23 protein-coding genes and 1 pseudogene are annotated in these 22,948 nt (G+C 72.6%); 7 read left to right on the top strand and 17 right to left on the bottom strand.

Features of this window, described 5'->3' with window-relative positions:
• Window positions 1-37 precede the first annotated feature (37 nt).
• The 4 genes from G412_RS0132160 to G412_RS0132145 form a co-directional block, all read right to left on the bottom strand.
• Complete coding sequence (locus G412_RS0132160; RefSeq protein WP_028815628.1) at window positions 38-922, bottom strand: hypothetical protein; 885 nt, start codon at window positions 920-922, stop codon at window positions 38-40.
• Entirely contained in the window at window positions 919-2,202 is a 1,284-nt protein-coding gene (locus G412_RS0132155) for a glycosyltransferase family 4 protein (protein ID WP_028815627.1), read from the bottom strand. The genes G412_RS0132160 and G412_RS0132155 overlap by 4 nt, the downstream gene beginning before the upstream one ends.
• 164 nt (window positions 2,203-2,366) lie before the next feature.
• Entirely contained in the window at window positions 2,367-3,668 is a 1,302-nt protein-coding gene (locus tag G412_RS0132150; protein WP_028815626.1) for an ABC transporter substrate-binding protein, read from the bottom strand.
• The gene (locus G412_RS0132145) at window positions 3,643-4,122 is read right to left on the bottom strand and encodes an MTB12 C-terminal domain-containing protein (RefSeq protein WP_244283354.1); all 480 of its coding nucleotides are present in this window, start codon (window positions 4,120-4,122) and stop codon (window positions 3,643-3,645) included. The genes G412_RS0132150 and G412_RS0132145 overlap by 26 nt, the downstream gene beginning before the upstream one ends.
• A 191-nt stretch (window positions 4,123-4,313) precedes the next feature.
• Between G412_RS0132145 and G412_RS0132140 the strand changes: the two genes are divergently transcribed.
• Genes G412_RS0132140 through G412_RS0132130 form a run of 3 tightly spaced genes read left to right on the top strand, consistent with a single transcriptional unit; the run spans window position 4,314 to window position 8,138 of the window.
• On the top strand, window positions 4,314-4,793 hold the full coding sequence (locus G412_RS0132140; protein ID WP_051338747.1) for a hypothetical protein: 480 nt from the start codon (window positions 4,314-4,316) through the stop codon (window positions 4,791-4,793).
• Between the two features lie 4 nt (window positions 4,794-4,797).
• Window positions 4,798-7,425 carry an ABC transporter permease subunit gene (locus G412_RS36990; protein WP_037650659.1) on the top strand — a complete coding sequence of 876 codons (2,628 nt, stop codon included), beginning with the start codon at window positions 4,798-4,800 and terminating at the stop codon, window positions 7,423-7,425.
• Entirely contained in the window at window positions 7,422-8,138 is a 717-nt protein-coding gene (locus tag G412_RS0132130; protein ID WP_028815623.1) for an ATP-binding cassette domain-containing protein, read from the top strand. Before G412_RS36990 ends, G412_RS0132130 begins: the two co-directional genes overlap by 4 nt.
• Here the strand turns inward: G412_RS0132130 and G412_RS0132125 are convergent.
• Entirely contained in the window at window positions 8,080-8,718 is a 639-nt protein-coding gene (locus G412_RS0132125; protein WP_028815622.1) for a LysM peptidoglycan-binding domain-containing protein, read from the bottom strand. The two genes, G412_RS0132130 and G412_RS0132125, sit on opposite strands and share 59 nt — an antisense overlap.
• 229 nt (window positions 8,719-8,947) lie before the next feature.
• Here G412_RS0132125 and G412_RS0132115 point away from each other — a divergent pair, with 229 nt between their 5' ends.
• Window positions 8,948-9,739, top strand: a complete 792-nt coding sequence (locus G412_RS0132115; protein WP_028815621.1) for a hypothetical protein — start codon at window positions 8,948-8,950, stop codon at window positions 9,737-9,739.
• A gap of 160 nt (window positions 9,740-9,899) precedes the next feature.
• Window positions 9,900-10,223 carry a hypothetical protein gene (locus G412_RS0132110; protein ID WP_051338746.1) on the top strand — a complete coding sequence of 108 codons (324 nt, stop codon included), beginning with the start codon at window positions 9,900-9,902 and terminating at the stop codon, window positions 10,221-10,223.
• A 35-nt stretch (window positions 10,224-10,258) separates the two neighbouring features.
• Here the strand turns inward: G412_RS0132110 and der are convergent, their stop codons facing one another.
• From der to aroH, 5 genes are all read right to left on the bottom strand, one after another.
• A complete protein-coding gene (der, locus tag G412_RS0132105) occupies window positions 10,259-11,719 on the bottom strand; it encodes a ribosome biogenesis GTPase Der (protein ID WP_028815619.1) in 1,461 nt (486 codons plus the stop codon).
• Between the two features lie 54 nt (window positions 11,720-11,773).
• Window positions 11,774-12,376 carry a lysophospholipid acyltransferase family protein gene (locus tag G412_RS0132100; protein ID WP_078607604.1) on the bottom strand — a complete coding sequence of 201 codons (603 nt, stop codon included), beginning with the start codon at window positions 12,374-12,376 and terminating at the stop codon, window positions 11,774-11,776.
• Window positions 12,377-12,429: 53 nt separating this feature from the next.
• Window positions 12,430-13,137, bottom strand: coding sequence for a (d)CMP kinase (gene cmk / locus G412_RS0132095; protein ID WP_028815617.1), 708 nt, complete (start codon window positions 13,135-13,137; stop codon window positions 12,430-12,432).
• 170 nt (window positions 13,138-13,307) lie between these two features.
• Entirely contained in the window at window positions 13,308-14,393 is a 1,086-nt protein-coding gene (locus tag G412_RS0132090; RefSeq protein ID WP_028815616.1) for a prephenate dehydrogenase, read from the bottom strand.
• The gene (gene aroH / locus G412_RS0132085) at window positions 14,390-14,752 is read right to left on the bottom strand and encodes a chorismate mutase (RefSeq protein WP_028815615.1); all 363 of its coding nucleotides are present in this window, start codon (window positions 14,750-14,752) and stop codon (window positions 14,390-14,392) included. The genes G412_RS0132090 and aroH overlap by 4 nt, the downstream gene beginning before the upstream one ends.
• Window positions 14,753-14,953: 201 nt before the next feature.
• On the opposite strand from aroH, the gene G412_RS0132075 reads away from it, so the two are divergent.
• Window positions 14,954-15,412 (top strand): Rieske (2Fe-2S) protein, encoded by a 459-nt coding sequence (locus tag G412_RS0132075; RefSeq protein WP_244283353.1) that lies wholly within the window; start codon window positions 14,954-14,956, stop codon window positions 15,410-15,412.
• 19 nt (window positions 15,413-15,431) lie between these two features.
• Window positions 15,432-16,145, top strand: coding sequence for a nucleotidyltransferase domain-containing protein (locus tag G412_RS0132070; protein ID WP_028815613.1), 714 nt, complete (start codon window positions 15,432-15,434; stop codon window positions 16,143-16,145).
• Between the two features lie 38 nt (window positions 16,146-16,183).
• Here the strand turns inward: G412_RS0132070 and G412_RS0132065 are convergent, their stop codons facing one another.
• From G412_RS0132065 to G412_RS0132035, 7 genes and pseudogenes are all read right to left on the bottom strand, one after another.
• On the bottom strand, window positions 16,184-17,185 hold the full coding sequence (locus tag G412_RS0132065; RefSeq protein ID WP_028815612.1) for an ADP-ribosylglycohydrolase family protein: 1,002 nt from the start codon (window positions 17,183-17,185) through the stop codon (window positions 16,184-16,186).
• The gene (locus G412_RS0132060) at window positions 17,182-17,937 is read right to left on the bottom strand and encodes an NUDIX hydrolase (protein ID WP_028815611.1); all 756 of its coding nucleotides are present in this window, start codon (window positions 17,935-17,937) and stop codon (window positions 17,182-17,184) included. The genes G412_RS0132065 and G412_RS0132060 overlap by 4 nt, the downstream gene beginning before the upstream one ends.
• 189 nt (window positions 17,938-18,126) lie before the next feature.
• A complete protein-coding gene (locus G412_RS0132055; RefSeq protein ID WP_028815610.1) occupies window positions 18,127-19,422 on the bottom strand; it encodes a pseudouridine synthase in 1,296 nt (431 codons plus the stop codon).
• A complete protein-coding gene (scpB, locus tag G412_RS0132050) occupies window positions 19,422-20,057 on the bottom strand; it encodes an SMC-Scp complex subunit ScpB (protein WP_028815609.1) in 636 nt (211 codons plus the stop codon). Before scpB ends, G412_RS0132055 begins: the two co-directional genes overlap by 1 nt.
• The gene (locus G412_RS0132045; protein WP_028815608.1) at window positions 20,054-21,040 is read right to left on the bottom strand and encodes a segregation and condensation protein A; all 987 of its coding nucleotides are present in this window, start codon (window positions 21,038-21,040) and stop codon (window positions 20,054-20,056) included. Before G412_RS0132045 ends, scpB begins: the two co-directional genes overlap by 4 nt.
• Before the next feature lie 61 nt (window positions 21,041-21,101).
• A complete protein-coding gene (locus G412_RS0132040) occupies window positions 21,102-21,722 on the bottom strand; it encodes a hypothetical protein (RefSeq protein WP_028815607.1) in 621 nt (206 codons plus the stop codon).
• Window positions 21,719-22,839 (bottom strand): annotated as a pseudogene (locus tag G412_RS0132035) (ParA family protein). Before G412_RS0132035 ends, G412_RS0132040 begins: the two are co-directional and overlap by 4 nt.
• Window positions 22,840-22,948: the final 109 nt, after the last annotated feature.

Genomic DNA, 22,948 nt, shown 5'->3' with positions numbered 1-22,948 from the left:
CGGACAGCCAGTGTCCTCAAGCCCTGGCCGTGCTGCTCTACTTCTGCCCCTGCCCCTGCCCCTGCTCCCGCTCCTGCTTCGCGGTGTCGAGCCGCACGCTGAGGTCGTTGTCGACGGTGAAGTACGGGTACGCCGTGGTCGGCCGGGTCACCTTCGGGCCCTCGACCGGCCGTACCGGGTAGCGGAAAACGCCCTTCTTGTCCCACACGTCGTCCAGGATGCGCCCGACGCGTATCCCGGCCGCCTGTCCGGGCTCCGCGTCCGCCGGGCACAGCCACAGGTCCCACAGCCGCTGCTCGTCGCCGCGCCCCTCGGCCAGCGGCTCGTACGCCAGGGTGAAGGTGAACGTGCCGTCGTCCCGGACCGTCACCGGCGCCCGGTACACGTCCTTCTTCGCGCCGCGCAACCTGGCCTCGACGACCATCGCGCCGCCGGGCCCGGCGCCGTACAGCCGCCCCTCCAGCGTCATCGCACCCCGCGCGAAGGTGAGGGCGCCGGCCTCGGCGTGCGGCGCGCGCAGCCAGCTGCGCACCGCGAGCTTGCCGTCGAGCGTCGGGTACGGGATGCGTACGGCGACCTGGGCGCGCCCGGGGTCCGGGGCACGGTCGACGAGCGAGCGCAGGTCCCTGATGCCGGGCTCGATGCGCTGTTCCCCGGCGTCCTCGTCCCCGTGCGTGGTGAAGGCGTCCCAGCGCCCCTCCGGCAGCTCCACCGTGCTCGGCAGCACTGCTCGCAGCCGGCCCTCCCCGGCGGGCGTGAGCGGCAGCCGCATGACGTCCGCGGCCGTCTTCCCGCCGCGCCGCCGCAGTACGAGCGCGGCGCCCGGTGACGCGTCCCCCACGATGTCGAAGGTGATGCCGCCCGCGGAGTCCGCGATGCAGTCGGCGCGCGGGGGTCCCGTGCGGGTCGAGGTGCTGGTCATGCGGTCTGCCCTTTCCGGAGCACGGAGGCGGCCTTGTAGCGGAGGGAGTACGCCCCGTCGAGCACCGCTCCCCTGGCCAGGTACAGCGCGTCGTGGGTCCGGCTGCGGGAGCGGCCGTGGGAGCCGCGCGAGACCAGTTCGGTGAACAGTGCCTCGTGGCGCTCGGCGATGGGTCCCGGATCGAAGCGGGCGGAGGTTTCGAGCGCGGCCGCGCCCATGGCGCGCCGCAGCTCGTCGTCGTTGATCAGTCCGAGGAGCGCGTCGGCGACCGCGTCGGTGTCCCCGACCGGCACCAGCCGCCCGTCGGATCCGTCGGTGATGATCTCGCCGGGTCCGTGCGGGCAGTCGGTGGAGACGACCGGCAGTCCGGAGCGCATCGCTTCGACGATGGTCATGCCGAAGGACTCGTGGTCGGAGGTGACCGCGGCGATCGAGCCCTTGACCCACTCGGGTTCGATGGGGTTGGCCGGTCCCATCAGGAAGACATGGTTGTGGAGCCCGAGTTCGGCGACGAGGGCGTGCAGGGCGTTCTTCTCGTTGCCGCTCGCGTCGCCGCTGCCGTACACGCGCAGCCGCCAGTCGGGCCGGGCGGTGACGACCTTCGCGAAGGCCTTGATCAGCAGGTCGTACCGCTTGACCTTGTGGAGCCGGCCGGCCGCGACGACCCACTTGGCGCTGGAGTCGGCCGGGGCGACGAGCGGCGCGGGCACGCTGTTGGGCACGGCTTCGATCCGTACGCCCGGCAGCTTGAGGCGGGTGCGGTACGCGTGGGCATCGGCCTCGGTGACGGTGGTGACGGCGTCCAGCATGCCGTAGCGGTGGCTCAGTTCGCGGCGCAACCGGTAGCTGTGGCCGGCGAGCGTGAGGTGCTCCTGGCCGACCCGCACCGGGCCGCGCCTGGTCTGCCGGCTGATGTGCACGTTGAGTCCGGGGCGGGTGCCGACGACGACGTCCGCCTCCGTGGACTTCAGGTGCGTGGCGATACGGGCGTCGGTGAGGCGGCTGTACTGCTTGTGGCGGCCGTCGCCTGCCGGGAACACCTTGGCGGGGAGCGCGAACCGCGCGTCGTCACCGTCGTATCCGTGGCTTTTCTTCCGCAGATCCACCAGATAGTCCAGGCGTACGCCGGCGGGCGCGCCCATCGCCGGCTCGTCGCGGTGGCGGAAGACCGAGACGATCTCGACGTCGTGCTGCTCGGCCAGCGCCCGGGCGAGGTTGAACGTCGTACGGATCGTCCCGCCGATGCCGTACGCGTTGTGGAGCAGGAAAGAGATGTGCATACGCCGACGAGACCCCCAGATCTTCAGCGGACCGATCTTGTCCGCCTGCTTACAGAAATGGACTGTACTGGGCTGAAACCGATTGGTCTGGGCCGCATCAAATCGTTCCAATACGGTTGTGACATCGATAGCACAAGCAGGCAACCAAACCGCCGTTCCACGCATCAGGGCCGGTAGGGAAGCTGCGGAACGGTGAAGCAGTTGCGCGTCATGTCACCCCCCTGCGTCACCCATCCGGCCCCGTCCCGCCACCGCGCCACCGACAGGCACGTGTGCCGCGTCGCGGGCGGCTCGGCCCGTCGCTCGTACGACACGGGAAGCAGCAGTCCGCGCGCGGTGTACGGCTCTTCGCGGTTCAGGTACGCCTCGACGCACGCGCGCGTGAGCGCCCGTCCGCACGACTTCGCGGCGTCCGTGAACCACATCGCGGCCGCCCAGCCCTCCAACTGCCACTGGGAGAGCTCCCGGTCCTTCCCCGCCTCGCGCATCGCCTCGCGGAACTCCCGTACGGCCGGATGGCCCACGTCTTCGTAGCTGCGGCTCGATCCGGTGGCCCACAGCGCGTTGCGGCAGCGCGGCGCGTTCCTGAAATCCTCGGAAACGGCGGACGACCAGTTCTGCACATTCGTGACCTTGGCGGTGATCTCGACGCCGACCGCGTCCATCGCCTCGCAGAGCTGAACGTTGCCGTGCGTGTCCATCGCGTCGAACACCAGGTCGGCCCCGCGGTCCTTGAGGTCCGCCGCGACAGCACGGAAGTTGGGCAGGGCGAAGTCGACCTGTTCCGTGACGACCCGGTAGCCCTCGGCCCGCAGGCCCCTGGTGACCAGCCGGGCGTACGCCGCCGACGCGGCCTGGTTGTAGGAGACCACGGCGGCGGTGCGCGCGCCGTGCTCGCGCTTGAAGTAGCGGTAGACCTCGGTGCCGCCGTAGAGCATGCCGTTCCAGCCCGGCTCGCCGCCGGTGCGCGGGGCGTCGCTGCCGTAGATCCCGTACAGGTGGGGGTAGGTGTCGTACGCCGGACCGATGGGCTGGCCGCCGATGTCGGGGACGCCCGCGGCGGCGACGCGCGGGGCGCCCGCGTACTCCAGGACCGTCGTCGCGACCAGCGCGAAGACCTTCCGCTCGGCGAGGAGCCGGTGCACGCAGTCGTTGTTGCCGACGCCGCTGCCGCCGTCGTCGCAGGTGAAGACCTCGACCTCGCGGCCGTCGAGGCCGCCGCGGGCGTTGAGCGCGTCGAAGTAGGCCAGGGCGCCGTCCCTCGGTCCGGTGAAGGCCGCGCCGCCGACCGGGCTGGTGGCGCTGGTGATGATGCCGATACGTACCGGCTCGGCCTTCCGGGCGGGCGGCGGGGCGCTGCGGCGGCCCTCGAAGTCGCGCTCGGGCAGCCTGCTGCCGCACGCGGCGCCCAGCAGGAGGAGCGCCGCGAGCAGCAGGCATTCAGCAGCCCGGAGGAACAGGCGCATTGCCGCTGAGCTGGACCAGCGCGCACAGGGTCTTGACGGAGACCTTCCACACGTCGCCCTGGAGGACGGAGGTGCCCTTGCTGTCGGGCAGCGCGGGCTGTCCACCGACGAGCAGGTCGTACGTCACATCCGCCTCGGTGGCGGAGGTGAACTTCACGTCCTTGACGTCCGCCGAGGACCTCTGGGCGTTCGGGTCATCGGCGAAGGCGGTCAGCAGGGTTCGCATCCGCTCGCCGTTCTGCAGCACCTTCGCCTTGGTCTCCACCGACGCCTCGGGGTCGAAGAACGTCTTCCAGCTCTTCTCGACCGCCGCCCTGGCCGCCGCGGGGTCGGCGGGCGCGTCCCCCTCCGGGGTCGCCGGAGGGGTAGTGCCGACGGCGGGGGAACGCGGCGGCGCCTCGGGGGCGCCGTTGTCGTCCCCGCACGCGGCGGCAGCGGGTACCAGGATCAGCATGGCGGCGGCCGCCCAAGCCGCTGTTCGAGGGTGTCTGCCGTGTCTGCCGAGGACCATCTGGCTCACCACCGGGTGTCCGACCGGGCCGTTCGGCCCGATGCTTCCAGGGTCTGCCGCTTCCGGGCATAGTGCAACGTATCGCCCCGAAGGGCAGGCCCGTACAGCCCGACAAGTGCCTTGAGGGGGTATCGGTGGACAGGACGCGACCGCGCGACGACAGGCCGCCGGGCCCCGTCCGGCGCCCTCTGCTGTGGGCGGGCCCGGCCGCGCTGGTGTGCGGGGCCGTGCTCTGCGTGATCGGCTGGTACGGGGTGTCCGGCGAGCGCTTCGCCGAGCGGCAGCTCCCGTACATCGCGTCCTGCACGGTGCCCGGTGCGGCGCTGATCGTCGCCGGTGCGGTGCTCCTCGCGCGCGGCGACCGGGGGCCGGCGGCCACGGACGAGACTGGGACGAGCATCGATGCCGGGGCGGAGCCGGTGGAAGGAGCACCCGCGCCGCCGCCGTCCGCCGAAGGCCCTCTCGTGCGGGTCCCCGGCGGTACGCTCCTCCACCGGCCCGACTGCCCCCTCGTCACCGGCAAACCGGGCGCCGCGCCGCCCGACGACCCGTCCGGTCTTGCCCCCTGTCCGGTCTGCGAACCCGCACCGCCGGCCTCCTCCCCCGAGACCTGACACCGTGTCGTCGCTGACCTACGACCTCACGCTGGCGGGGCTCGCCGTCGGCAGCGCGGCGGCGCTCACCGGCATCGGACTGATCGTCACCTACCGCGCGACCGGCGTGCTGAACCTGGCGCACGGCGCCATCGCCATGGTCTGCGCGTACGTACTGCGCCAACTGGCCGTGGAATGGGACTGGCCGCTGCCGCTCGCGGCCGCCGTGACGCTGGTGGTGGTCGCGCCCGGCATCGGGCTGCTGCTCGACCGCGCGGTGTTCCGGCCGCTCGCGGTCCTCGGCAGCGATCCCGCGCAGACCCTGGTGGCCTCGATCGGCGTATTCATCCTCCTGGTCGGCGGCGCGGCGCTGCTGTGGGGCACGGGAGCCCGCGCGGACGCGCCCGTACTGCTCTCCGGCGACCCGTGGGCGCAGCTCGCGGCGGTACTGGTCCTCGCTGCCCTCGTCGGCGCGGTGACGCGGTGGACGCGTTTCGGGCGGGAGCTGCGGGCGGTCGTCGACAACCGCGCGCTGGCCGCGCTGGGCGGGACGGACACGGACCGGGTGGCGGCGGCGGGCTGGGCGTTCGGCTCGTTCACGGCCGGGCTGACGGGCGTACTCCTCGCTCCGTACGTACGCCTCGACCCCTACGGGCTGCCCCTCCTCGTCGTCGAGGTGATCGCGGTGGCGGTGCTGGCGCGGATGCGGAACCTGCCGGTCGCGGTGGGCGCGGCGCTGGCGATCGGGGTGGCGCAGGCGCAGTTGACGCGCGTACACCCGGCGTCCGCCTGGGCCGAGCCGCTGGTCCAGGCGATCGGCGCGAACCTCTTCGTGGTGGCACTGCTGATCGCGGCCCTGGCGGTGCCCGTGACGGACACCCGCGACGCGCTGCCCAGCACCTCCGCCCCCGCCCTCCCGCCCACGCCGCCGGTCGCGTGGCTGGTGGCCGGCGTCCTTTTCCTCCTCCCGTTCGGCTTCGCGGGCTCCGACCTCCATACGTCCGTCCAGGTCCCGGCACTGGCGGTGATCCTCCTCTCACTGGTGGTGGTGACGGGCCGGGGCGGTCAGATCTCCCTGGGCCAGGCCGCGTACGCCGGTCTGGGCGCCCTCTTCACCGCGCTCCTGGCGGCGGGCCGCTTCCCCGGCCTGCCGGCCATGCCGGAACTCCCGGCGCTGGCCGTCGCGGTGGTGCTGGTGGCCCCTCTCGGCGTGCTGCTCGGCTGGCCGGCGATCGGGCGCCGGGGTCTCGCCCTGGCCCTCACCACCCTCGCGTTCGGCGTCGCGGTGAGCCGCTTCGTCTTCGCGCAGCCGTACGCCACGGCCGGCCTCGGCCTGGACCGCCCGGCCGGCTTCCACTCCGACCGCGTGTACTACGCCCTGGAACTGACCCTGCTGGCCGCCGCCCTCCTGTCGGTGGCGGCGCTGCGCCGTGGCCGCACGGGCCGCGCGCTGGCGGCGATGCGGGACCACGAGACGGGCGCGTCGGCGGCGGGCGTCCCCGTCCCCGCCCTGAAACTCCTCACCTTCGTCACGGGCGCGGCGCTGGCCGCCCTGGGCGGCGGCATGCTGGGCCTGGGCCTGCGCGCGTTCGACCCGGCGGCGTACGACCCGGTGCGCGCGCTGCTGTGGTTCGCGGCCGTGGTGGTCCTGGGCGCCGACAACCTCCTGGGCGCGTGTGCGGCGGCGGCGCTCCTGGTGGGCGTGGACGCGGGGGTGGGGGGAGGCGCGGCGGCGGCGCTGATCGGCGTACTGGCGGTGCTCCTCGGCCGCCACCCCTGGCCGCCCGGCCCCCCGTCCCCCCACCGCGACCAAACCCCCGCCCCCCGCCCGCGACATCCAGCCCGTCCGGCGTCTGAGGACCGGGGTACGGGGCGGAGCCCCCACGTGGCGGAGCCGCGCAGTGGCGGTGCGGGAAGGGGCGCTGCGGGATGGGGCGTTGCGGGGAACGCGCCGCGCAGGGTCCCCGCAGCCGGGCAGAGGCGGCGGCGGGGCGGCTCGCCCCAGGCCCCCCTCACCGCCCACGCCCTACGCCTCAGCTACGGCGCGTACACCGCCCTCGACGGCGTCGACCTCACCGTCGAGCCCGGCCGCGTAACCGCCCTGGTCGGGGCCAACGGAGCCGGCAAGAGCACCCTGTTCCACTGCTTGAGCGGCACCCTGCGCCCCGACTCCGGCCGGGTCGAGCTGAACGGCGCGGACATCACCCGCACACCCCCGCACACCCGCACCCGCCTCGGCATCGCCAGAACCTTCCAGGAGCTCGCCGTCTTCCCCTCCCTCACCGTCGAGGAGAACGTCGCGCTCGGCGCCGAGCAAGGCCACGTACGACATCGCGACCCCACCGCCCTGGAAGCCGTACTGCGCCTCCTGGACCTCGCGGGCCCCGTCCGCCACCACCGAGCCGCCGCCCTCCCCACCGGCACCCTGCGCCGCGTCGAGCTCGGCAGGGCGCTCGCGGGCCGCCCGCACACGCTCCTCCTCGACGAGCCCGCCGCCGGGCTCGACACGGCCGAGGCGCAGCGGCTGGCCCGCGTCATGGCCGCACTCGCGGCCGACGGCATGGCGGTGCTCGTCGTCGAGCACGACCTCGACCTGGTCGCGGACATCGCCCACACCGTGCACACCATGACGGCAGGGCGCATCACCTCATGAGCATCGAGATCGAACTCCGCCGCGCCCGCGTCCGCTACGGCCCCCTGGAGGCCCTGCACGGAGTGGATCTCCCCGTCCCGGCGGGCGGCGCCCCCACCGTCCTGCTCGGCCGCAACGGTTCCGGCCGTACGACCGTCCTGCGCGCCCTCGCCGGTACGGTGCCCCTCGCCGGCGGCCAGGTCCTGTGGCGCGGCACGGACATCACCCGCCTGCGCGCCCACGACCGCGCCCGCCGCGGCCTGTGCTTCGTACCGGACGGGCACGCCGTCCACCCGTCCCTCACCGTCGCGGAGAACCTCGAACTCGCCCTCGCCGCACCCCTCGCCGCACCGGGAGACGACATCTCCCCGGCGCTCACCGCCTACCCGGCGCTGCGCCCCCTCCTCCCCCGCCGCGCGGGGACCCTCTCCGGTGGCGAGCAGCGGATGCTCGCGGTCTCCCGCGCGTTCCTGTCCCGCGCCCGCGTGGTCCTCCTCGACGAACCCACGCAGGGCATGTCACCCCCGATGGCCGCCCGTACGTACGAACTGCTCGCCGCACTCGCCCCCACCACGACGGTCGTGCTGGCGGAGCAGAGACTGCCACCCGCTCTGCTGAGCCGGACGACGCGGCTGCCCGTCTTCGTGCATGAACTGCGCCGCGGAGCAGTGGTGTTCAGCGGGGAGGCGTCAGAACCGCGGTACGCGCGGTCCCGCCCGTCGCCGGCGGAATGACGAGCATGGTCCCGGTACGGATCCGGTCCGGGTCGCGACCGATCGCCTGCGCGTTGGCCTGATGGAGCGCCTTCCAGCCGCCCGGCACCCGGTAACGGCGGGCGATCGAGGCGAGCGTGTCACCGGGCCGCACCACATGCGTCCGGCCGGTGAGGTGGTAGCGCTTGGAGCAGGCGGGCCACGCCTTCCATCCCTGGTTGGCGAGCACCTTCTCCGCGACCTTGATCTGCTCCGCGCGGGTGGCGAGGTCGGCGCGCGGGGCGTACGCGAGCCCGCCGTGCTCCGCCCACGTCGACTGCCGGAACTGCAGTCCGCCGTAGTAACCGTTCCCGGTGTTGATGTGCCAGTCGCCGCCGCTCTCACACTCGGCGAGGCAGCCCCAGGGCCACTCGTCCGCGGCGCAGCCGCCCACCGGCGGCGTGCCGGGACCGGGCACGGGCGCGGGCGGCGGTGGCGCGGGCGGCAGTGGCGCGACCTGGGTGCCCGTCGGGCAAGCGGCCCGCGCGCCCGTCGGGCAGAGGGCCAGCAGTACGGCGAGCAGGGCGACCGGCAGGCACCGGGACTGCGGCAGCTTCGGCATCGCGCCACGCTAAGCAGCGCCTTCGCATCGGCTCATGTGCCGCGCGGCGGACAGCGCAAGCCCCACCCGGTCGGCGGACGGTACATCAACCGGACGCCGAAGGGCGCCGACCCGCCCGACGAGTTCGATTCCGTTCCCCTCTACGCGTGACCCCGGCGACAGATCACCCGTTGTCTTCTTGACGAGCCGGGAACCGCCCGGCACCCGCACCGAGTCCGAGGAGTCCCCCGTGCCGCGCATGCTCGACGTCAGCGACGACGTACGCGCCGAGATCGGCAACGAAGAAGCCGACCGCCTGCTCGCCGGCGAGAACGCCCCGGGCAACTACGACTGCACCTCCTGCCGCACCCAGGGCGACTCCGAACTGGAGCGCACGAGCACCGTGCTGTTCGTCGGCGACGAAACCGCCGTGCTCGCGTTCGCCCACGCCACGTGCATCCCCTCGCAGGTCGTCCAGGTGGCCGAGGAGCAGCTCCAGGGCGCCGTACGCAGCATCACGGGCGGCAGCCCAGACCTCCCCGGCGCCGAGAATTTCGGCGGCTCGCCCGGCCAGGCCGTGCTCGGGATCACCAGCGGCCTCGTGCTGATCAACGGCCTGCTGCACCCGGCGCTGGTGGTCGAGCCGAGCGGCCCCGTCGCCCGCCCCGGCTCCGACAGCACCACCGACGAGTTCCTCGCGCTCGTCACCGAGCAGGGCTTCCGGCCGGTCACCGACCTGAACCAGGTGCCCGCTCCGCTGCCCGGCTGGTCGGTCCTGCTCGCCATGGGCCAGCTGCACGCCGTACTCCAGCCCGGCGCCGCAGGCGGCAGCCCGGTCTCCTGGTGGCAGGCCCACCAGCCGCTCCAGGTCACCGATGGCTGGCGGACGGCGGCCAACAAGTCGAGCACCGTCCTCGTCTACACCGCGCCCGCCGGTTCGATCGGCCAGCAGCCGCGCGAGGACCTGCTGCGCAGCGCCCTGGAGCGGGCCGCCGCGCGTGGAGTGCTGGCCGCCGCCGCCATGCCGCTGGCCGGCACTTGACGGACCCGGGCCTCACGAGGGGTCCCTGCGCACCGCTCACCCCCGCCGAGCAGGGAATTCCCTGCTCGGCCCGCATCCGACGGGCGCTGGGGTCGTTGGCACATACGTGCACTCATACGACCCCCCACGCCATCATCCGTACCAGAGCCCGATTCCCGCGATGCGCCCCTCGCGGGAGACTCGCGCCGAACCCTCGCACACCCCGATCTACGACGCGCTCTACCTGGAGTACCGCAGGTCCTTCCGGGCGCTGCCCGGCGACCGCAGCGGCGAGGAGGAACTGGGGTTCACGGGCTTCGGCACCGGACCGCGCCACGGCCAGGGCTCCACGAGTCACACCGGTCAGGGAACGTACGGCGGGCACACCGGCTTCTGGCGCGTCACAAGCAGCGACAGCAGCACCACCCCCCACAGCAACGGGCGGCAGCACACCGGGAATCGCTTCCCGGCCGCGCTGCCGCCCGCTCCCCGTCGGGGCTTCTAGGCACTCGGCCTAGCCCCGCTCGGGGCCCTTCCGTGTCACTTCTTGCGGCCGCGCTTCTCGCGCACCCGCACCGAGATGTGGATCGGCGTTCCCTCGAAGCCGAACTCCTCGCGCAGCCGGCGCTCGATGAACCGCCGGTAGCCGGCCTCCAGGAAGCCGGAGGCGAAGAGCACGAACCGCGGCGGCTTGGCTCCGGCCTGGGTACCGAAGAGGATGCGGGGCTGCTTGCCGCCGCGGACCGGGTGCGGGTGGGAGGCGACGATCTCGCCGAGGAAGGCGTTGAGCCTGCCCGTCGGGATGCGCGTCTCCCAGCCTGCCAGCGCGGTCTCGATCGCCGGGACCAGCTTCTCCATGTGACGGCCGGTCTGCGCCGAGACGTTCACCCGCGGCGCCCACGCGACCTGGGCCAGCTCGGTCTCGATCTCGCGCTCCAGGTAGTAGCGACGCTCCTCGTCGAGGGTGTCCCACTTGTTGTACGCGATGACCAGCGCGCGGCCCGCTTCGACGGCCATCGTGATGATCCGCTGGTCCTGCACGCTGATGGACTCGCTGGCGTCGATCAGTACGACCGCGACCTCGGCCTTCTCGACAGCGGCGGCGGTACGCAGCGAGGCGTAGTAGTCCGCGCCTTCCTGAAGGTGGACGCGGCGGCGGATGCCGGCCGTGTCGATGAACTTCCAGGTGATGCCGCCGAGCTCGATCAGCTCGTCGACCGGGTCGCGCGTGGTGCCCGCGATCTCGTTGACGACGACGCGGTCCTCGTTCGCCACCCGGTTCAGGAGCGATGACTTGCCGACGTTCGGACGGCCGATGAGCGCGATCCGGCGCGGACCGCCGGCGGCCATGCCGAAGGTCTGGGCCGGGGCCTCGGGCAGGGCCTCCAGGATGGCGTCCAGCATGTCACCGGTGCCGCGCCCGTGCAGCGAGGAGACCGGGTGCGGCTGGCCGAGACCGAGCGACCACAGGGCGGTCGCGTCCGCCTCGCCGCTCAGGCCGTCGACCTTGTTGGCGCAGAGCACCACGGGCTTGCCGGCCTTGCGCAGCAGCCGTACGACGGCCTCGTCGGTGTCGGTCGCGCCGACCGTGGAATCGACGACGAAGACGACCGCGTCGGCGGCCTCGATCGCGTACTCCGCCTGGGCGGCGACGGACGCGTCGATGCCGAGGACGTCCTGCTCCCAGCCGCCGGTGTCGACGATCTTGAAGCGGCGGCCCGCCCACTCGGCCTCGTAGGTGACGCGGTCACGGGTGACGCCGGGCTTGTCCTCGACGACGGCCTCGCGGCGGCCGATGATGCGGTTCACCAGGGTCGACTTGCCGACATTGGGGCGGCCGACGACGGCGAGGACGGGCAGCGGGCCGTGACCGGCCTCGCCGATCGCGCCTTCGACCTCTTCGGGGTCGAAGCCCTCCTGCGCGGCGAGCTCCATGAACTCCGCGTACTCGGCGTCGCCAAGTGCTCCGTGCTCGTCGCCGGAGTGATTCTGGTCGTTCATGAAGTCCGTTCCTCGTTCATCATCATCGATGGACCACCCGATTCGCGCGGTCCACTACTCAAGTCTCGCCCAGCGCCCGGTGAAGCGCCTGGCACTTTCCAGGTGGGCGGTCAGCCGCTCCTGGATCCGTACGGTGGCCTCGTCCAGCGCCTTGCGCGTGCGCCGTCCGCTGCCGTCACCGGCCTCGAAGGGGTCACCAAAGACGACGTCCACCCGGCTGCGCAGCGGCGGCAGCCCGCGTATGAGCCGGCCGCGGCGCTCCGTACTGCCGAGCACCGCCACCGGGACGATCGGCGCCCCGCCGCGTACGGCGAAGTACGAAAGCCCGGCGCGCAGCGACGCGAAGTCGCCCTCGCCCCTGGTGCCCTCGGGGAAGATCCCCAGCACCCCGCCGTCCGCCAGCACGCCGAGCGCGTTGGAGATCGCCGTGCGGTCGGCGGTCGTACGGTCCACCTTCAGCTGCCCGATTCCGCGCAGGAACGGGTCGAGGGGGCCGACGAACGCCTCTTTCTTGATCAGGAAGTGCACCGGCCTGGGGGCCGTCCCCATCAGCATGGGGCCGTCGATCATGTGCGAGTGGTTCACCGCGAGGATCACCGGCCCGCTCATGGGCACCCGCCAGGCACCCAGGACGCGGGGCTTCCACAGCCCGTACATGAGGCCGATGCCGATGCCGCGTCCGACCGCCGCACCACGCGGTGTGGGTGCGGTCACTTCGCGGCCCGCTTCCCCTCGACGAGGGTAACCACACACTCGATGACCTGATCGAGCGTGAGGTCGCTGGTGTCGACCTCGACGGCGTCGTCCGCCTTGGCGAGCGGCGACGTCTTGCGGCTGGAGTCGGCCGCGTCCCGCTTCAGCAGGGCCTCACGGGTCGCGGACACGTCCGCGCCCTTCAGCTCGCCGCTGCGGCGGGCGGCGCGCGCCTCGGGAGAGGCGGTCAGGAAGATCTTGAGGTCCGCGTCCGGCAGCACGGTCGTACCGATGTCGCGTCCCTCGACGACGATGCCGGGGCCGGCGGCCTTGGCGATGGACCGCTGCAGCTCGGTGATGAGGGTGCGCACCTCGGGCACGGCGCTCACGGCGCTCACCTTGGAGGTGACCTCCTGGGTGCGGATCGGCCCGGAGGCGTCGATTCCGTCCACCGTGATCGTGGGGGCGGACGGGTCGGTGCCGGAGACGATCACGGGCTTGCCCGCGGCGTCCGCGATGGCGACGGGGTCCGTGACGTCGATGCCGTTGTTCAGCATCCACCAGGTGATCGCCCGGTACTGGGCGCCGGTGTCCAGGTAGCTCAGGCCGAGCTTGGCGGCGACGGCCTTGGAGGTGCTGGACTTGCCCGTGCCGGAGGGGCCGTCGATGGCGACAATCACTGCTGCCGGGGCGGTCCGGGCGGCGGTTTCCACGGTGTAGGACACCTTCCTGGTACACGGGCTGGGGCGGGCGGAGGCCCAACGGACCCCACACAAGGTTACCGAGTCCCCGGGCCCGCCCTCGACGCCCATGCGAAGCCCCCACAAACCGGACACCGCCGTGAACCCCGGAGGCCGCTGGCCGACGGACGGTGGAGCTCTCCAGGTGGAGCTCTCTACTGGCGGATCGACCAGCCCCGCTCCCGCAGGGACGCGGTCAGTCCGGGTGCGGCCGCCGGTTCCACCATCAGCTGGACCACGCCCGCCTGCTGGCCCGTCGCGTGCTCGATGCGTACGTCCTCGATGTTGACGCCCGCACGCCCCGCGTCGGCGAAGATCCTCGCCAGCTCGCCGGGGCGGTCGCTGATGAGGACGGCGACGATCTCGTACGCCGACGGGGCCGCCCCGTGCTTGCCCGGCACCCGCTCGCGGCCGGTGTTGCCGCGCCGCAGCACGTCCTCGATGCCGTCGGCGCCGCTGCGGCGCTTTTCGTCGTCGGCGGACTGCAGGGCCCGCAGCGCCTGGACGGTCTCCTCCAGGTCGGCCGCGACACCGGTGAGTACGTCCGCCACCGGGCCCGGGTTGGCGGAGAGGATCTCGACCCACATCCGGGGGTCGGAGGCGGCGATGCGGGTGACGTCCCTGATCCCCTGGCCGCACAGCCGTACCGCCGTCTCGTCCGCGTCCGCGAGCCGCGCCGCGACCATCGAGGAGACGAGCTGCGGGGTGTGCGAGACAAGCGCGACCGCGCGGTCATGGGCGTCCGCGTCCATCACCACGGGGACGGCCCGGCACAGGGCGACCAGCTCCAGCGCGAGGTTGAGCACCTCGGTGTCGGTGTCACGGGTGGGGGTGAGGACCCAGGGGCGGCCCTCGAAGAGGTCGGCGGTCGCGGCGAGCGGGCCGGAACGTTCCTTGCCGGACATCGGGTGCGTACCGATGTACGACGTGAGGTCGCAGCCCAGCGCCTCCAGCTCGCGGCGCGGTCCGCCCTTGACGCTGGCGACGTCGATGTACGCGCGGGCGAGCCCGCGCCGCATGGCGTCGGCCACCGTCGCGGCCACGTGCGCGGGCGGTACGGCGACGACGGCCAGGTCGACGGGGCCTTCCGGCGCCTCGTCGGTGCCGGCGCCGAGGGCTGCGGCGGTGCGGGCCTGCGCCGGGTCGTGGTCGGTGAGGTGGACGGCGACGCCGCGCCCGGCGAGGGCGAGGGCCGCGGAGGTGCCGATGAGGCCGGTTCCGACGACGAGGGCGGTTCTCACTGGGCGATGTCCTTGCGGAGGGCGGCTGCGGCGCCGAGGTAGATGTGCGAGACCGAGGACTTGGGCAGGTCCGACTCGACATGCGCGAGGATCCGTACGACACGGGGCATGGCACCCGCTATGTCCAGTTCCTGGGCGCAGATGAGCGGTACGTCGACGATGCCGAGCTTGCGGGCGGCGGCGGCCGGGAAATCGCTGTGAAGATCGGGGGTGGCCGTGAACCAGACGCTGATGAGGTGGTCCGGGGTGAGCCCGTTGCGCTCCAGGATGGCCGCGAGCAGCTCGCCGACCTGCTCGTTCATGTGCCCGGCCTCGTCCCGCTCCAGCTGGACGGCCCCACGCACCGCTCGTACTGCCACGTCGTGCTCCTCGCTCCGTACCTCGTGTGCCCCTGCATGATTCAGCGTAGTTGGGCGGGAGCCCCGCCCGCTTTCGCGGGCCTGTTCGGGCTGCGGACGCCGCTCTGTGCCTGTTTCGCTCCTCGGGTGCTTCGTCCTGGAGGTGTTCGGCGCGAAGATGCTGCTGCTTCGCGCCGGGGCCGCCGACGCATGGCTGAACACATGAGACGACTTGAGGAGCACGTGATGGGCAAGGTGACGAGCCGCCGGGCGGTCCTCACGGCCGCCGCCGGGGCGGCGGGCAGCGCGCTGGCGGCCGGCTGCGGCGGGAACGGCGACGAGAACGGCGGGGTCACCGAAGAGACCGGGCCCGCCCCCTCGGAGCCGCCCGGCGGCCGGGCGCTCGTCGCGACCTCGGAGATCCCGGTGGGAGGCGGCAAGGTCTTCGAGGGCGAGAAGGTCGTGGTGACGCAGCCGGAGGAGGGCACCTTCAAGGCCTTCTCCGCGGTCTGCACTCATCAGGGCTGCACCGTCGCCGGTGTCGAGGGCGGCACCATCAACTGCGCCTGCCACGGCAGCAAGTTCCGGGTCGCGGACGCTTCGGTCGCGGCCGGCCCGGCCCGCAGGCCGCTCCCCCAGCGGCAGATCACCGTGGAAAGTGGCTCGATCCGGCTGCACTGACTGCGGCACAATCCGCAGCATGACCGAGCCCGCCGCCACGCCTGCCACCCTTCCCACGCCCGAAGATTTCGTACGCGACCACACGGTCTACTCCTGCGTGATGGGCTCGCGCGCCTTCGGCCTGGCGACGGACGGCAGCGACACGGACCGGCGCGGTGTCTTCGTCGCGCCGACGCCGCTGTACTGGCGCTTCGAGAAGCCGCCGACACACGTCGAAGGGCCGGCGGCCGAGCAGTTCTCCTGGGAGCTGGAACGTTTCTGCGAGCTGGCCCTGCGCGCCAACCCCAACATCCTGGAGTGCCTGCACTCCCCCCTGGTCGAGCACGTCGACGCCACCGGCCGCGAGCTGCTGGCCCTGCGCGACGCGTTCCTCTCCCGCCGGGCCCACCGGACGTTCGCCCGGTACGCCGCCGGTCAGCGCGAGAAGCTGGAGGCGGACGTACGGCGGCACGGCGCCCCGCGCTGGAAGCACGCCATGCACCTGCTGCGGCTCCTCGGGAGCTGCCGCGATCTGCTGCGTACGGGCGAGCTGGTGATCGAGGTCGGCGAGGACCGTGAGCGGCTGCTCGCGGTCAAGCGCGGCGAAGTGGCCTGGCCGGAGGTCGAGCGCCGGATGGAGGTCCTCGCGGCGGAGGCGCAGGCGGCCGAGGCGAAGAGCCCCCTCCCGGCGGAGCCGGACCGCCCCCGCGTGGAGGACTTCCTGCTGCGCACGCGCCGCGCCTCGGCCCGCTGACGGGCCGGGCGCGGACGCCACTCGTACGCGCTCATGGATCAAGCGTCCCAGAGCGCGCCGAGGGACAACAGCTCACTCCGGTACTCGATGCGCTCCGCCCACCCGGCGGGCCACACGCGTGCACCCAGGTGCGCTCCCGCGAACGCCCCCGCCAGGCAGGCGATCGAATCCGAGTCGCCCTTCGTGCACGCGGCCCGCCGCAGCGCGGTGAGCGGCTCGCCGGGGAAGAGCAGGAAGCACAGCAGCGCGGTCGCGAGCGCCTCCTCGGCGATCCATCCGTCGCCCGTCGCCAGGCAGGGATCCGTCTCCGGCGACGGCGTACGCAGCGCCGCCGCCAGCCGTTCCAGTACGGCCAGGCACTCGTCCCAGCCGCGCGCCATGAATGCCTCCGGCGAGGCGTCGTGGGCGTACGTCCACAGATCGCCGAGCCAGCGCTCGTGGTACCGGGTGCGGTTCTCGTACGCGTACGAACGGAGCAGCCCCACCAGCCCCGTCGGCTCCGCCCCGCGCGCGAGCAGATGCACCGCGTGGGCCGTCAGATCGCTCGCCGCCAGCGCCGTCGGGTGCCCGTGCGTGAGCGCCGACTGCGACTGCGCCGCCCCGGCGCGCTGCTCCTCACTGAGCCCCGGTACGAGCCCGAGCGGCGCGACCCGCATATTGGCCCCGCACCCCTTGGAGCCGAGCTGACTGGCCTGCTGCCAGGGCCGGTCGCTGTCGAGCAGCCGGCAGGCTTCGAGACAGGTGTTGCCGGGCGCCCGGTTGTTCTCCGGCGAGTGGTACCAGGCGACGAACTCCTCGCGCACCAGGTGCGCGAACCGCTCGGGACCGGCGACGCCGCGCTCCGACGCCTCGCGTATCGCGCGTCCCAGTGCGAGCGTCATCTGGGTGTCGTCCGTGACGATCGCGGGCGACGGCAGCTCCATCTCCCGCCACGGCCCGCACTTGGCGAGGATCGAAGGTACGTCGTCGAACTCGGCCGGGTAACCCAGCGCGTCCCCGAGCGCGAGTCCCACGAGAGCCCCGGTGGCTGCCTGCTTCATACGGACCGTTCTCCTTCTGGTCGTCGTTCTGATCGTCGTTCGGGGCGCAGCAGTGGCGGATGCAGAGCGGCGGCGGTCCCGGCCCGGTAGAGCGCGGCCGGTTTCCCCCGTCCGCCGGTACGCCGGGGCGCCCCTTCCACCGGCTCCACGAAGCCGGGCGAGGCGAGCACCTTGCGCCGGAAGTTGGGCCGGTCGAGCTCTACGCCCCAGACCGTCTCGTACACCTGCTGGAGCTCGCCCAGGGTGAACTGGGGCGGGCAGAAGGCGGTGGCCAGGCAGGTGTATTCGAGCTTGGCGCGGATGCGCTCCCGCGCGTCGGTGATGATCCGCGCGTGGTCGAAGGCGAGCTCCGGCAGGCCGCCGACGGGCATCCACTGCGCGTGCGCCGCGTCGCCGCCGCCGCGCGGCTCGGGCAGGCCGGGCACGAGCGCGGTGTACGCGACGGAGACGACGCGCATGCGCGGATCGCGGCCGGGATCGCTGTACGTGCGCAGTTGCTCCAGGTGGAGCGCGGCGGCGGACTCCTGCGACAGGCCGGTCTCCTCGGCCAGTTCACGGCGGGCGGCGTCCCCGGCGCACTCGCGCGGCAGTATGAAGCCGCCGGGCAGCGCCCACGCCCCGGCGTACGGGTCCTGTCCCCGCCGGATCAGCAGCACGTGCAGCCGGCTCTCGCGCACGGTGAAGACGGCGAGGTCGACGGTGACGGCGAACGGCTCGAAGGCGTGCGGGTCGTACTTCGTCTCTTCGTTCATCGCTTCTCCGCACGGGGATGGCGAGGGAGCCCGGACACAGCTCACGGTCCCCACCGCCCGCGCCGGTGGTTTTTTATAGTCAGAGTGACTATAAAGGTGTCCGGGCCCGTTTCACAAGCGGCAAAAAGCCCCGGCGGGTTCCTGTGCGTACAGGAACCCGCCGGGGCTCGGGGTGAAAGGGGGCGTCGGTTACAGACCGACTTCCTTCATCAGCATGCCGACCTCGGTGTTGGTGAGGCGGCGCAGCCAGCCGGACTTCTGGTCGCCCAGCGGGATCGGCCCGAAGGACGTCCGCACGAGCCGCTCGACCGGGAAGCCGGCCTCGGCCAGCATGCGGCGCACGATGTGCTTGCGGCCCTCGTGGAGGGTGACCTCGACCAGGTAGTTCTTGCCGGTGTTCTCGACGACCCGGAAGTGGTCGGCGCGGGCGTACCCGTCCTCCAGCGCGATGCCGTCCTTGAGCCGCTTGCCGAGGTCGCGCGGGAGCGGTCCCTGGATGGCGGCGAGGTAGGTCTTCTTCACGCCGTACTTGGGGTGGGTGAGACGGTGGGCCAGCTCGCCGTGGTTGGTGAGCAGGATGATGCCCTCGGTCTCGGTGTCCAGCCGGCCCACGTGGAACAGCCGCGTCTCGCGGTTGTTGACGTAGTCGTTGAGGTTCTGGCGGCCGTCCGGGTCGCCCATCGTGGCGACGACGCCGGCCGGCTTGTTGAGCGCGAAGAAGAGGTGCGACTGGGTGGCGACCGTCAGGCCGTCGACCTTGACCTCGTCCTTGTGCACGTCGACCCGGCGGCCCTGCTCGGTCACGATCTCGCCGTTGACCTCGACGCGGGCCTGCTCGATCAGCTCCTCGCAGGCGCGCCGCGATCCCATGCCCGCGCGGGCGAGGACCTTCTGCAGACGCTCACCCTCCTGCTCGGCTCCGGGGAACGTCTTCGGCGTCTTCACCTGGGGCTTGCTGTGCCGCTCGCGTACGCGCTCCTCGAGCTTGGCGTCGAGCTCGCGCGGACGGGAGGGAGCACTCTGCGGGCCACGGCGCAGGCCGGGAGTCCTGAAGCCGCCCTGCGGTGCCTTGGGGCCGCCCTTGGCGCCGCCGCGCGCGGACGCGCCACGGCTACCGGTGCCCGAGGCGCCGCCGGCGCCGCTGCCACCACGACCCGCGCCCGCTCCACCGCGCCCGGCGCCCGCGCCCGCACCGCCACGGCCCGCGCCGGCTCCACCACGGCCCGCACCCGCGCCACCGCGCCCGGCGGGGGCTCCGCCACGGCCCGCGCCGCCGCCGCCACGACCGGCGCCGCTGCCACCGCGTCCCGCGCCACCGCCGTCGCGGGCGCCGGGGGCGTCACGGCCGACGTCGTAACGGCGCTCCTCCGGACGGGGACGGTCCGGGCGGTCGGAGCGCTGCTGCTTGTCGTCGCGCCCCTTGCCCGCGCCCCGCTGATTCCGGTCGTTACCGCTTCCGCTGTTCCTGCCGCTGCTGCTTCGCATCAAAATTCCGTCTTGTCGTCTGCGTTTGTGTCCGAGGCGTACGGGGCGTCCGCATCGAACGACGGCACACCCTCTAGCGTCTCAGCCTCGATCGCGTCCGCCTCCGGGAGGAATGGCGCGAGCTGCGGGAGCTCGTCCAGGCCTCGCAGGCCCATCCGCTCCAGAAAGTAGTTCGTCGTCCTGTACAGGATCGCACCTGTTTCGGGTTCCGTGCCCGCCTCCCCCACCAGCCCGCGCTGAAGCAGGGTCCGCATCACGCCGTCGCAGTTCACGCCGCGTACGGCCGAGACCCGTGACCTGCTGACCGGCTGGCGGTACGCGACAACCGCCAGCGTTTCCAGGGCGGCCTGGGTGAGACGGGCCTGCTGGCCGTCCAGTACGAAGCTCTCGACCGCCGCCGCGTACTCGGGCCGCGTGTAGAAGCGCCACCCCCCGGCCACCAGCCTGAGCTCGAATCCACGCCCCTGTACGGCGTACTCGTCGGCCAGCTCCCGCAGCGCGTCCGCGACGGCTCCGCGGGGGCGCTGAAGCACCTTCGCGAGGTGCTCCTCGGTGGCGGGCTCGTCGACGACCATGAGGACCGCCTCCAGGGCGGGCCTGAGGCCGAGGTCCGCGACCGCGGGGGACTCACTCATGCTGTCTCCTCCTCCACCACTTGATCGAATTCGTCCGTGACCACGGGCTGCGCGGCCTCCCCGCCGGTCCACCGCACCACGAGCTCCCCGAGGGCCTCCTCCTGGTCCAGCACCACGGCCCTCTCCCGGTAGAGCTCCAGCAGCGCCAGGAACCTCGCGACGACGGTGAGCGTGTCCGAGGCGTCCTCGGTCAGCACCTGGAAGGTCGCCTCTCCCGCCTCCCGCAGCCGCGCGACGACCACCTCGGCCTGTTCCCGTACGGACACCAGAGGCGCATGGATGTGATCGACGTACACCTGCGGCTCGGCCCTTGGCTGCATGGCCTTCACGGCGAGCCCGGCGAAGCCGTCCGGGCCGATGCTGATGACGACCTCGGGCAGCAGCGCGGCGTGGTGCGGCTCCAGTCCGACCGTACGCGGGTAGCGCCGGGCCTCGGCGTCCAGCCGCTCGCTGAAGATGTCGGCGACCCGCTTGTAAGCGCGGTACTGCAGCAGCCGCGCGAACAGCAGGTCCCGCGCCTCCAGCAGCGCGAGGTCCCCCTCGTCCTCGACTTGGGCGGCGGGCAGCAGCCGCGCGGCCTTGAGGTCGAGGAGGGTGGCGGCCACCACCAGGAACTCGGTGGTCTGGTCGAGATCCCAGTCGGGCCCCATGGCGCGGATGTGCGCCATGAACTCGTCGGTGACCTTCGACAGGGCGACCTCGGTGACGTCGAGCTTGTGCTTCGAGATGAGCTGAAGCAGCAGATCGAACGGCCCTTCGAAGTTCACCAGCCGAACGGTGAACCGCCCGCCCGCCGCCTCGGCTCCGTCTGACTGGGGGTCCGGGGGCCTGCCCCCGGTTTCGGGAAGGGGCGGGGTGGGGGAAAGATCATCCGCTCCGTCCGCCGCCGCGCCTTCCGGCGCCGGCGCCCCCGGCCCGCGCCCCAGCCGACGGCGCGGGGAAACAGCGGGCTGGGCGGCGGAGTCGTCAGAGCGCGGCGGCATGGCGGTGGTCCAGGGGGCGGGGGAACAAGGACAGGGGCAGCGCAGGCTACCCCCCGTCCGGTCAGCGCCCGCGCAGGCGCCGTACGAGGATGCTCGCGTCGCCGCGCGACTCCAGGTCCGCGAGTACGACGGCAACCGCCTCCCGCACGATCCGGCCCCGGTCCACGGCGAGCCCGTGCTCGCCGCGCAGCACCAGGCGCGCGTGTTCCAGGTCCATCAGTTCCTCGGCCGAGACGTAGACCGTGATCTTCTCGTCGTGGCGCTCGCGGCCGCTGGGCCGGCGGTTCGCCCCGCGCCCGCCCCGGCGCCGCGGCTGCGCCCCCGTGGCAGGGCCGGCAGAGCCCGCAGGACGCTGCTGGGCGGCCGACTGGGCGGGGGGCTGCCCCTCGGGCGCCCGGCGGGCATTCGCGGCGGCAGTGGCCGCCTGGTCGCCCTCCACGGCCCGGCTGCGATGCCCGGCCGCCTCCGCGTCGGCGGCGGCGTGCTCCGTGCCCTCACGGCCGTCGGCGGAACCAGCGGCCGGTGTGCTCTCGGACTGCTCGGCCGCCGCCCCGGAGTCACTCTCCGTCGCCGGACCCGGTACCCGCGCCTCGCCGTTGACGGGCGGGCGCCGCGGGGACGACGACTGCAGCGCCATTCCCCCGGTCGTGCGGAACAGTTCGTCGGCCCCCGGCAGACTCACTCGGCGTGACACCGGGCGAGCACCTCCCTGGCAAGCTGGCGATAAGCGGCCGCACCGACCGAGTTGGAGGCGTACGTCGTGATCGGCTCACCGGCGACCGTGGTCTCCGGGAAGCGGACGGTACGCCCGATCACCGTGTGGTAGACGTGCTCGTCGAAGGCCTCGACGACCCTCGCCAGCACCTCACGGCTGTGCACCGTACGGGAGTCGTACATCGTGGCGAGGATGCCGTCGAGCTCCAGGTCGGGGTTGAGCCGCTCCTGGACCTTCTCGATCGTCTCGGTCAGCAGAGCCACACCGCGCAGCGCGAAGAACTCGCACTCGAGCGGCACTATGACCTTGTGAGCCGCCGTCAGGGCGTTCACGGTGAGCAGACCGAGCGAAGGCTGACAGTCGATCACGATGTAGTCGTAGTCGGCCATCAGCGGCTTGAGCGCCCGCTGAAGTGTCGACTCGCGCGCCACCTCACTGACGAGCTGAACCTCGGCCGCCGACAAGTCGATATTGCTCGGCAGCAGGTCCATGTTGGGCACCGCGGTCTTCAGGAGAACCTCGTCGGCCGCCATGCCCCGCTCCATGAGCAGGTTGTAGACCGTGAGGTCGAGCTCCATCGGGTTCACGCCGAGGCCGACCGACAGGGCTCCCTGCGGGTCGAAGTCGACGAGCAGGACCCGTCGTCCGTACTCCGCGAGGGCCGCACCCAGATTGATGGTCGACGTCGTCTTGCCGACGCCGCCCTTCTGGTTGCACATGGCGATGATCTTCGCGGGGCCGTGATCGGTGAGCGGGCCCGGGATCGGGAAGTACGGCAGCGGCCGTCCGGTGGGGCCGATCCGCTCGCGGCGCTGACGGGCAGCGTCGGGGGCGAGGGTGGCCGCGTACTCGGGGTCGGGCTCGTACTCGGCATCGGGATCGTAGAAGTGCCCCTCGGGCACCTCGTCGAAGTCGGCGAAGCGGGTGGTGGACTTGTCCCCACTCTGGTCGCCGGCCATGGCGTTCACGTGTAGGCCGTCCATGCTCTGGTGGGCTGTCGTCATGTGCTGATGGGTGGCGAAGGTGCGGACAGCGACGGAGCCGACAGCCTGGAGCCCCGATGGCCCTGGCCCCGTGCAGGCATTCCTGGTTGAGCACCTCCGGGAGTAAATGTCGACTCATTCACAAGTCGTCTTACCTCCTTGGACGTGACCAGGAAACTTATCGATAGGTCAGCGTGGCACCATGCCGAC

Origin of the sequence: Streptomyces flavidovirens DSM 40150 (assembly GCF_000429085.1) — a bacterium.
In the GTDB taxonomy this organism is placed as follows: Bacteria; Actinomycetota; Actinomycetes; order Streptomycetales; family Streptomycetaceae; genus Streptomyces; species Streptomyces flavidovirens.
This window is presented reverse-complemented; position numbering and strand designations above follow the sequence as displayed.

What these genes read in the sequence shown, in the direction of transcription:
- G412_RS0132160 (WP_028815628.1), bottom strand. Translation starts at nt 922, where the DNA reads ATGACCAGCACCTCGACCCGCACGGGACCCCCGCGCGCCGACTGCATC.
- G412_RS0132155 (WP_028815627.1), bottom strand. Translation starts at nt 2,202, where the DNA reads ATGCACATCTCTTTCCTGCTCCACAACGCGTACGGCATCGGCGGGACG.
- G412_RS0132150 (WP_028815626.1), bottom strand. Translation starts at nt 3,668, where the DNA reads ATGCGCCTGTTCCTCCGGGCTGCTGAATGCCTGCTGCTCGCGGCGCTC.
- G412_RS0132145 (WP_244283354.1), bottom strand. Translation starts at nt 4,122, where the DNA reads ATGCTGATCCTGGTACCCGCTGCCGCCGCGTGCGGGGACGACAACGGC.
- G412_RS0132130 (WP_028815623.1), top strand. Translation starts at nt 7,422, where the DNA reads ATGAGCATCGAGATCGAACTCCGCCGCGCCCGCGTCCGCTACGGCCCC.
- G412_RS0132125 (WP_028815622.1), bottom strand. Translation starts at nt 8,718, where the DNA reads ATGCCGAAGCTGCCGCAGTCCCGGTGCCTGCCGGTCGCCCTGCTCGCC.
- G412_RS0132110 (WP_051338746.1), top strand. Translation starts at nt 9,900, where the DNA reads ATGCGCCCCTCGCGGGAGACTCGCGCCGAACCCTCGCACACCCCGATC.
- der (WP_028815619.1), bottom strand. Translation starts at nt 11,719, where the DNA reads ATGAACGACCAGAATCACTCCGGCGACGAGCACGGAGCACTTGGCGAC.
- G412_RS0132100 (WP_078607604.1), bottom strand. Translation starts at nt 12,376, where the DNA reads ATGTACGGGCTGTGGAAGCCCCGCGTCCTGGGTGCCTGGCGGGTGCCC.
- G412_RS0132075 (WP_244283353.1), top strand. Translation starts at nt 14,954, where the DNA reads ATGAGACGACTTGAGGAGCACGTGATGGGCAAGGTGACGAGCCGCCGG.
- G412_RS0132070 (WP_028815613.1), top strand. Translation starts at nt 15,432, where the DNA reads ATGACCGAGCCCGCCGCCACGCCTGCCACCCTTCCCACGCCCGAAGAT.
- G412_RS0132065 (WP_028815612.1), bottom strand. Translation starts at nt 17,185, where the DNA reads ATGAAGCAGGCAGCCACCGGGGCTCTCGTGGGACTCGCGCTCGGGGAC.
- G412_RS0132060 (WP_028815611.1), bottom strand. Translation starts at nt 17,937, where the DNA reads ATGAACGAAGAGACGAAGTACGACCCGCACGCCTTCGAGCCGTTCGCC.
- G412_RS0132055 (WP_028815610.1), bottom strand. Translation starts at nt 19,422, where the DNA reads ATGCGAAGCAGCAGCGGCAGGAACAGCGGAAGCGGTAACGACCGGAAT.
- scpB (WP_028815609.1), bottom strand. Translation starts at nt 20,057, where the DNA reads ATGAGTGAGTCCCCCGCGGTCGCGGACCTCGGCCTCAGGCCCGCCCTG.
- G412_RS0132045 (WP_028815608.1), bottom strand. Translation starts at nt 21,040, where the DNA reads ATGCCGCCGCGCTCTGACGACTCCGCCGCCCAGCCCGCTGTTTCCCCG.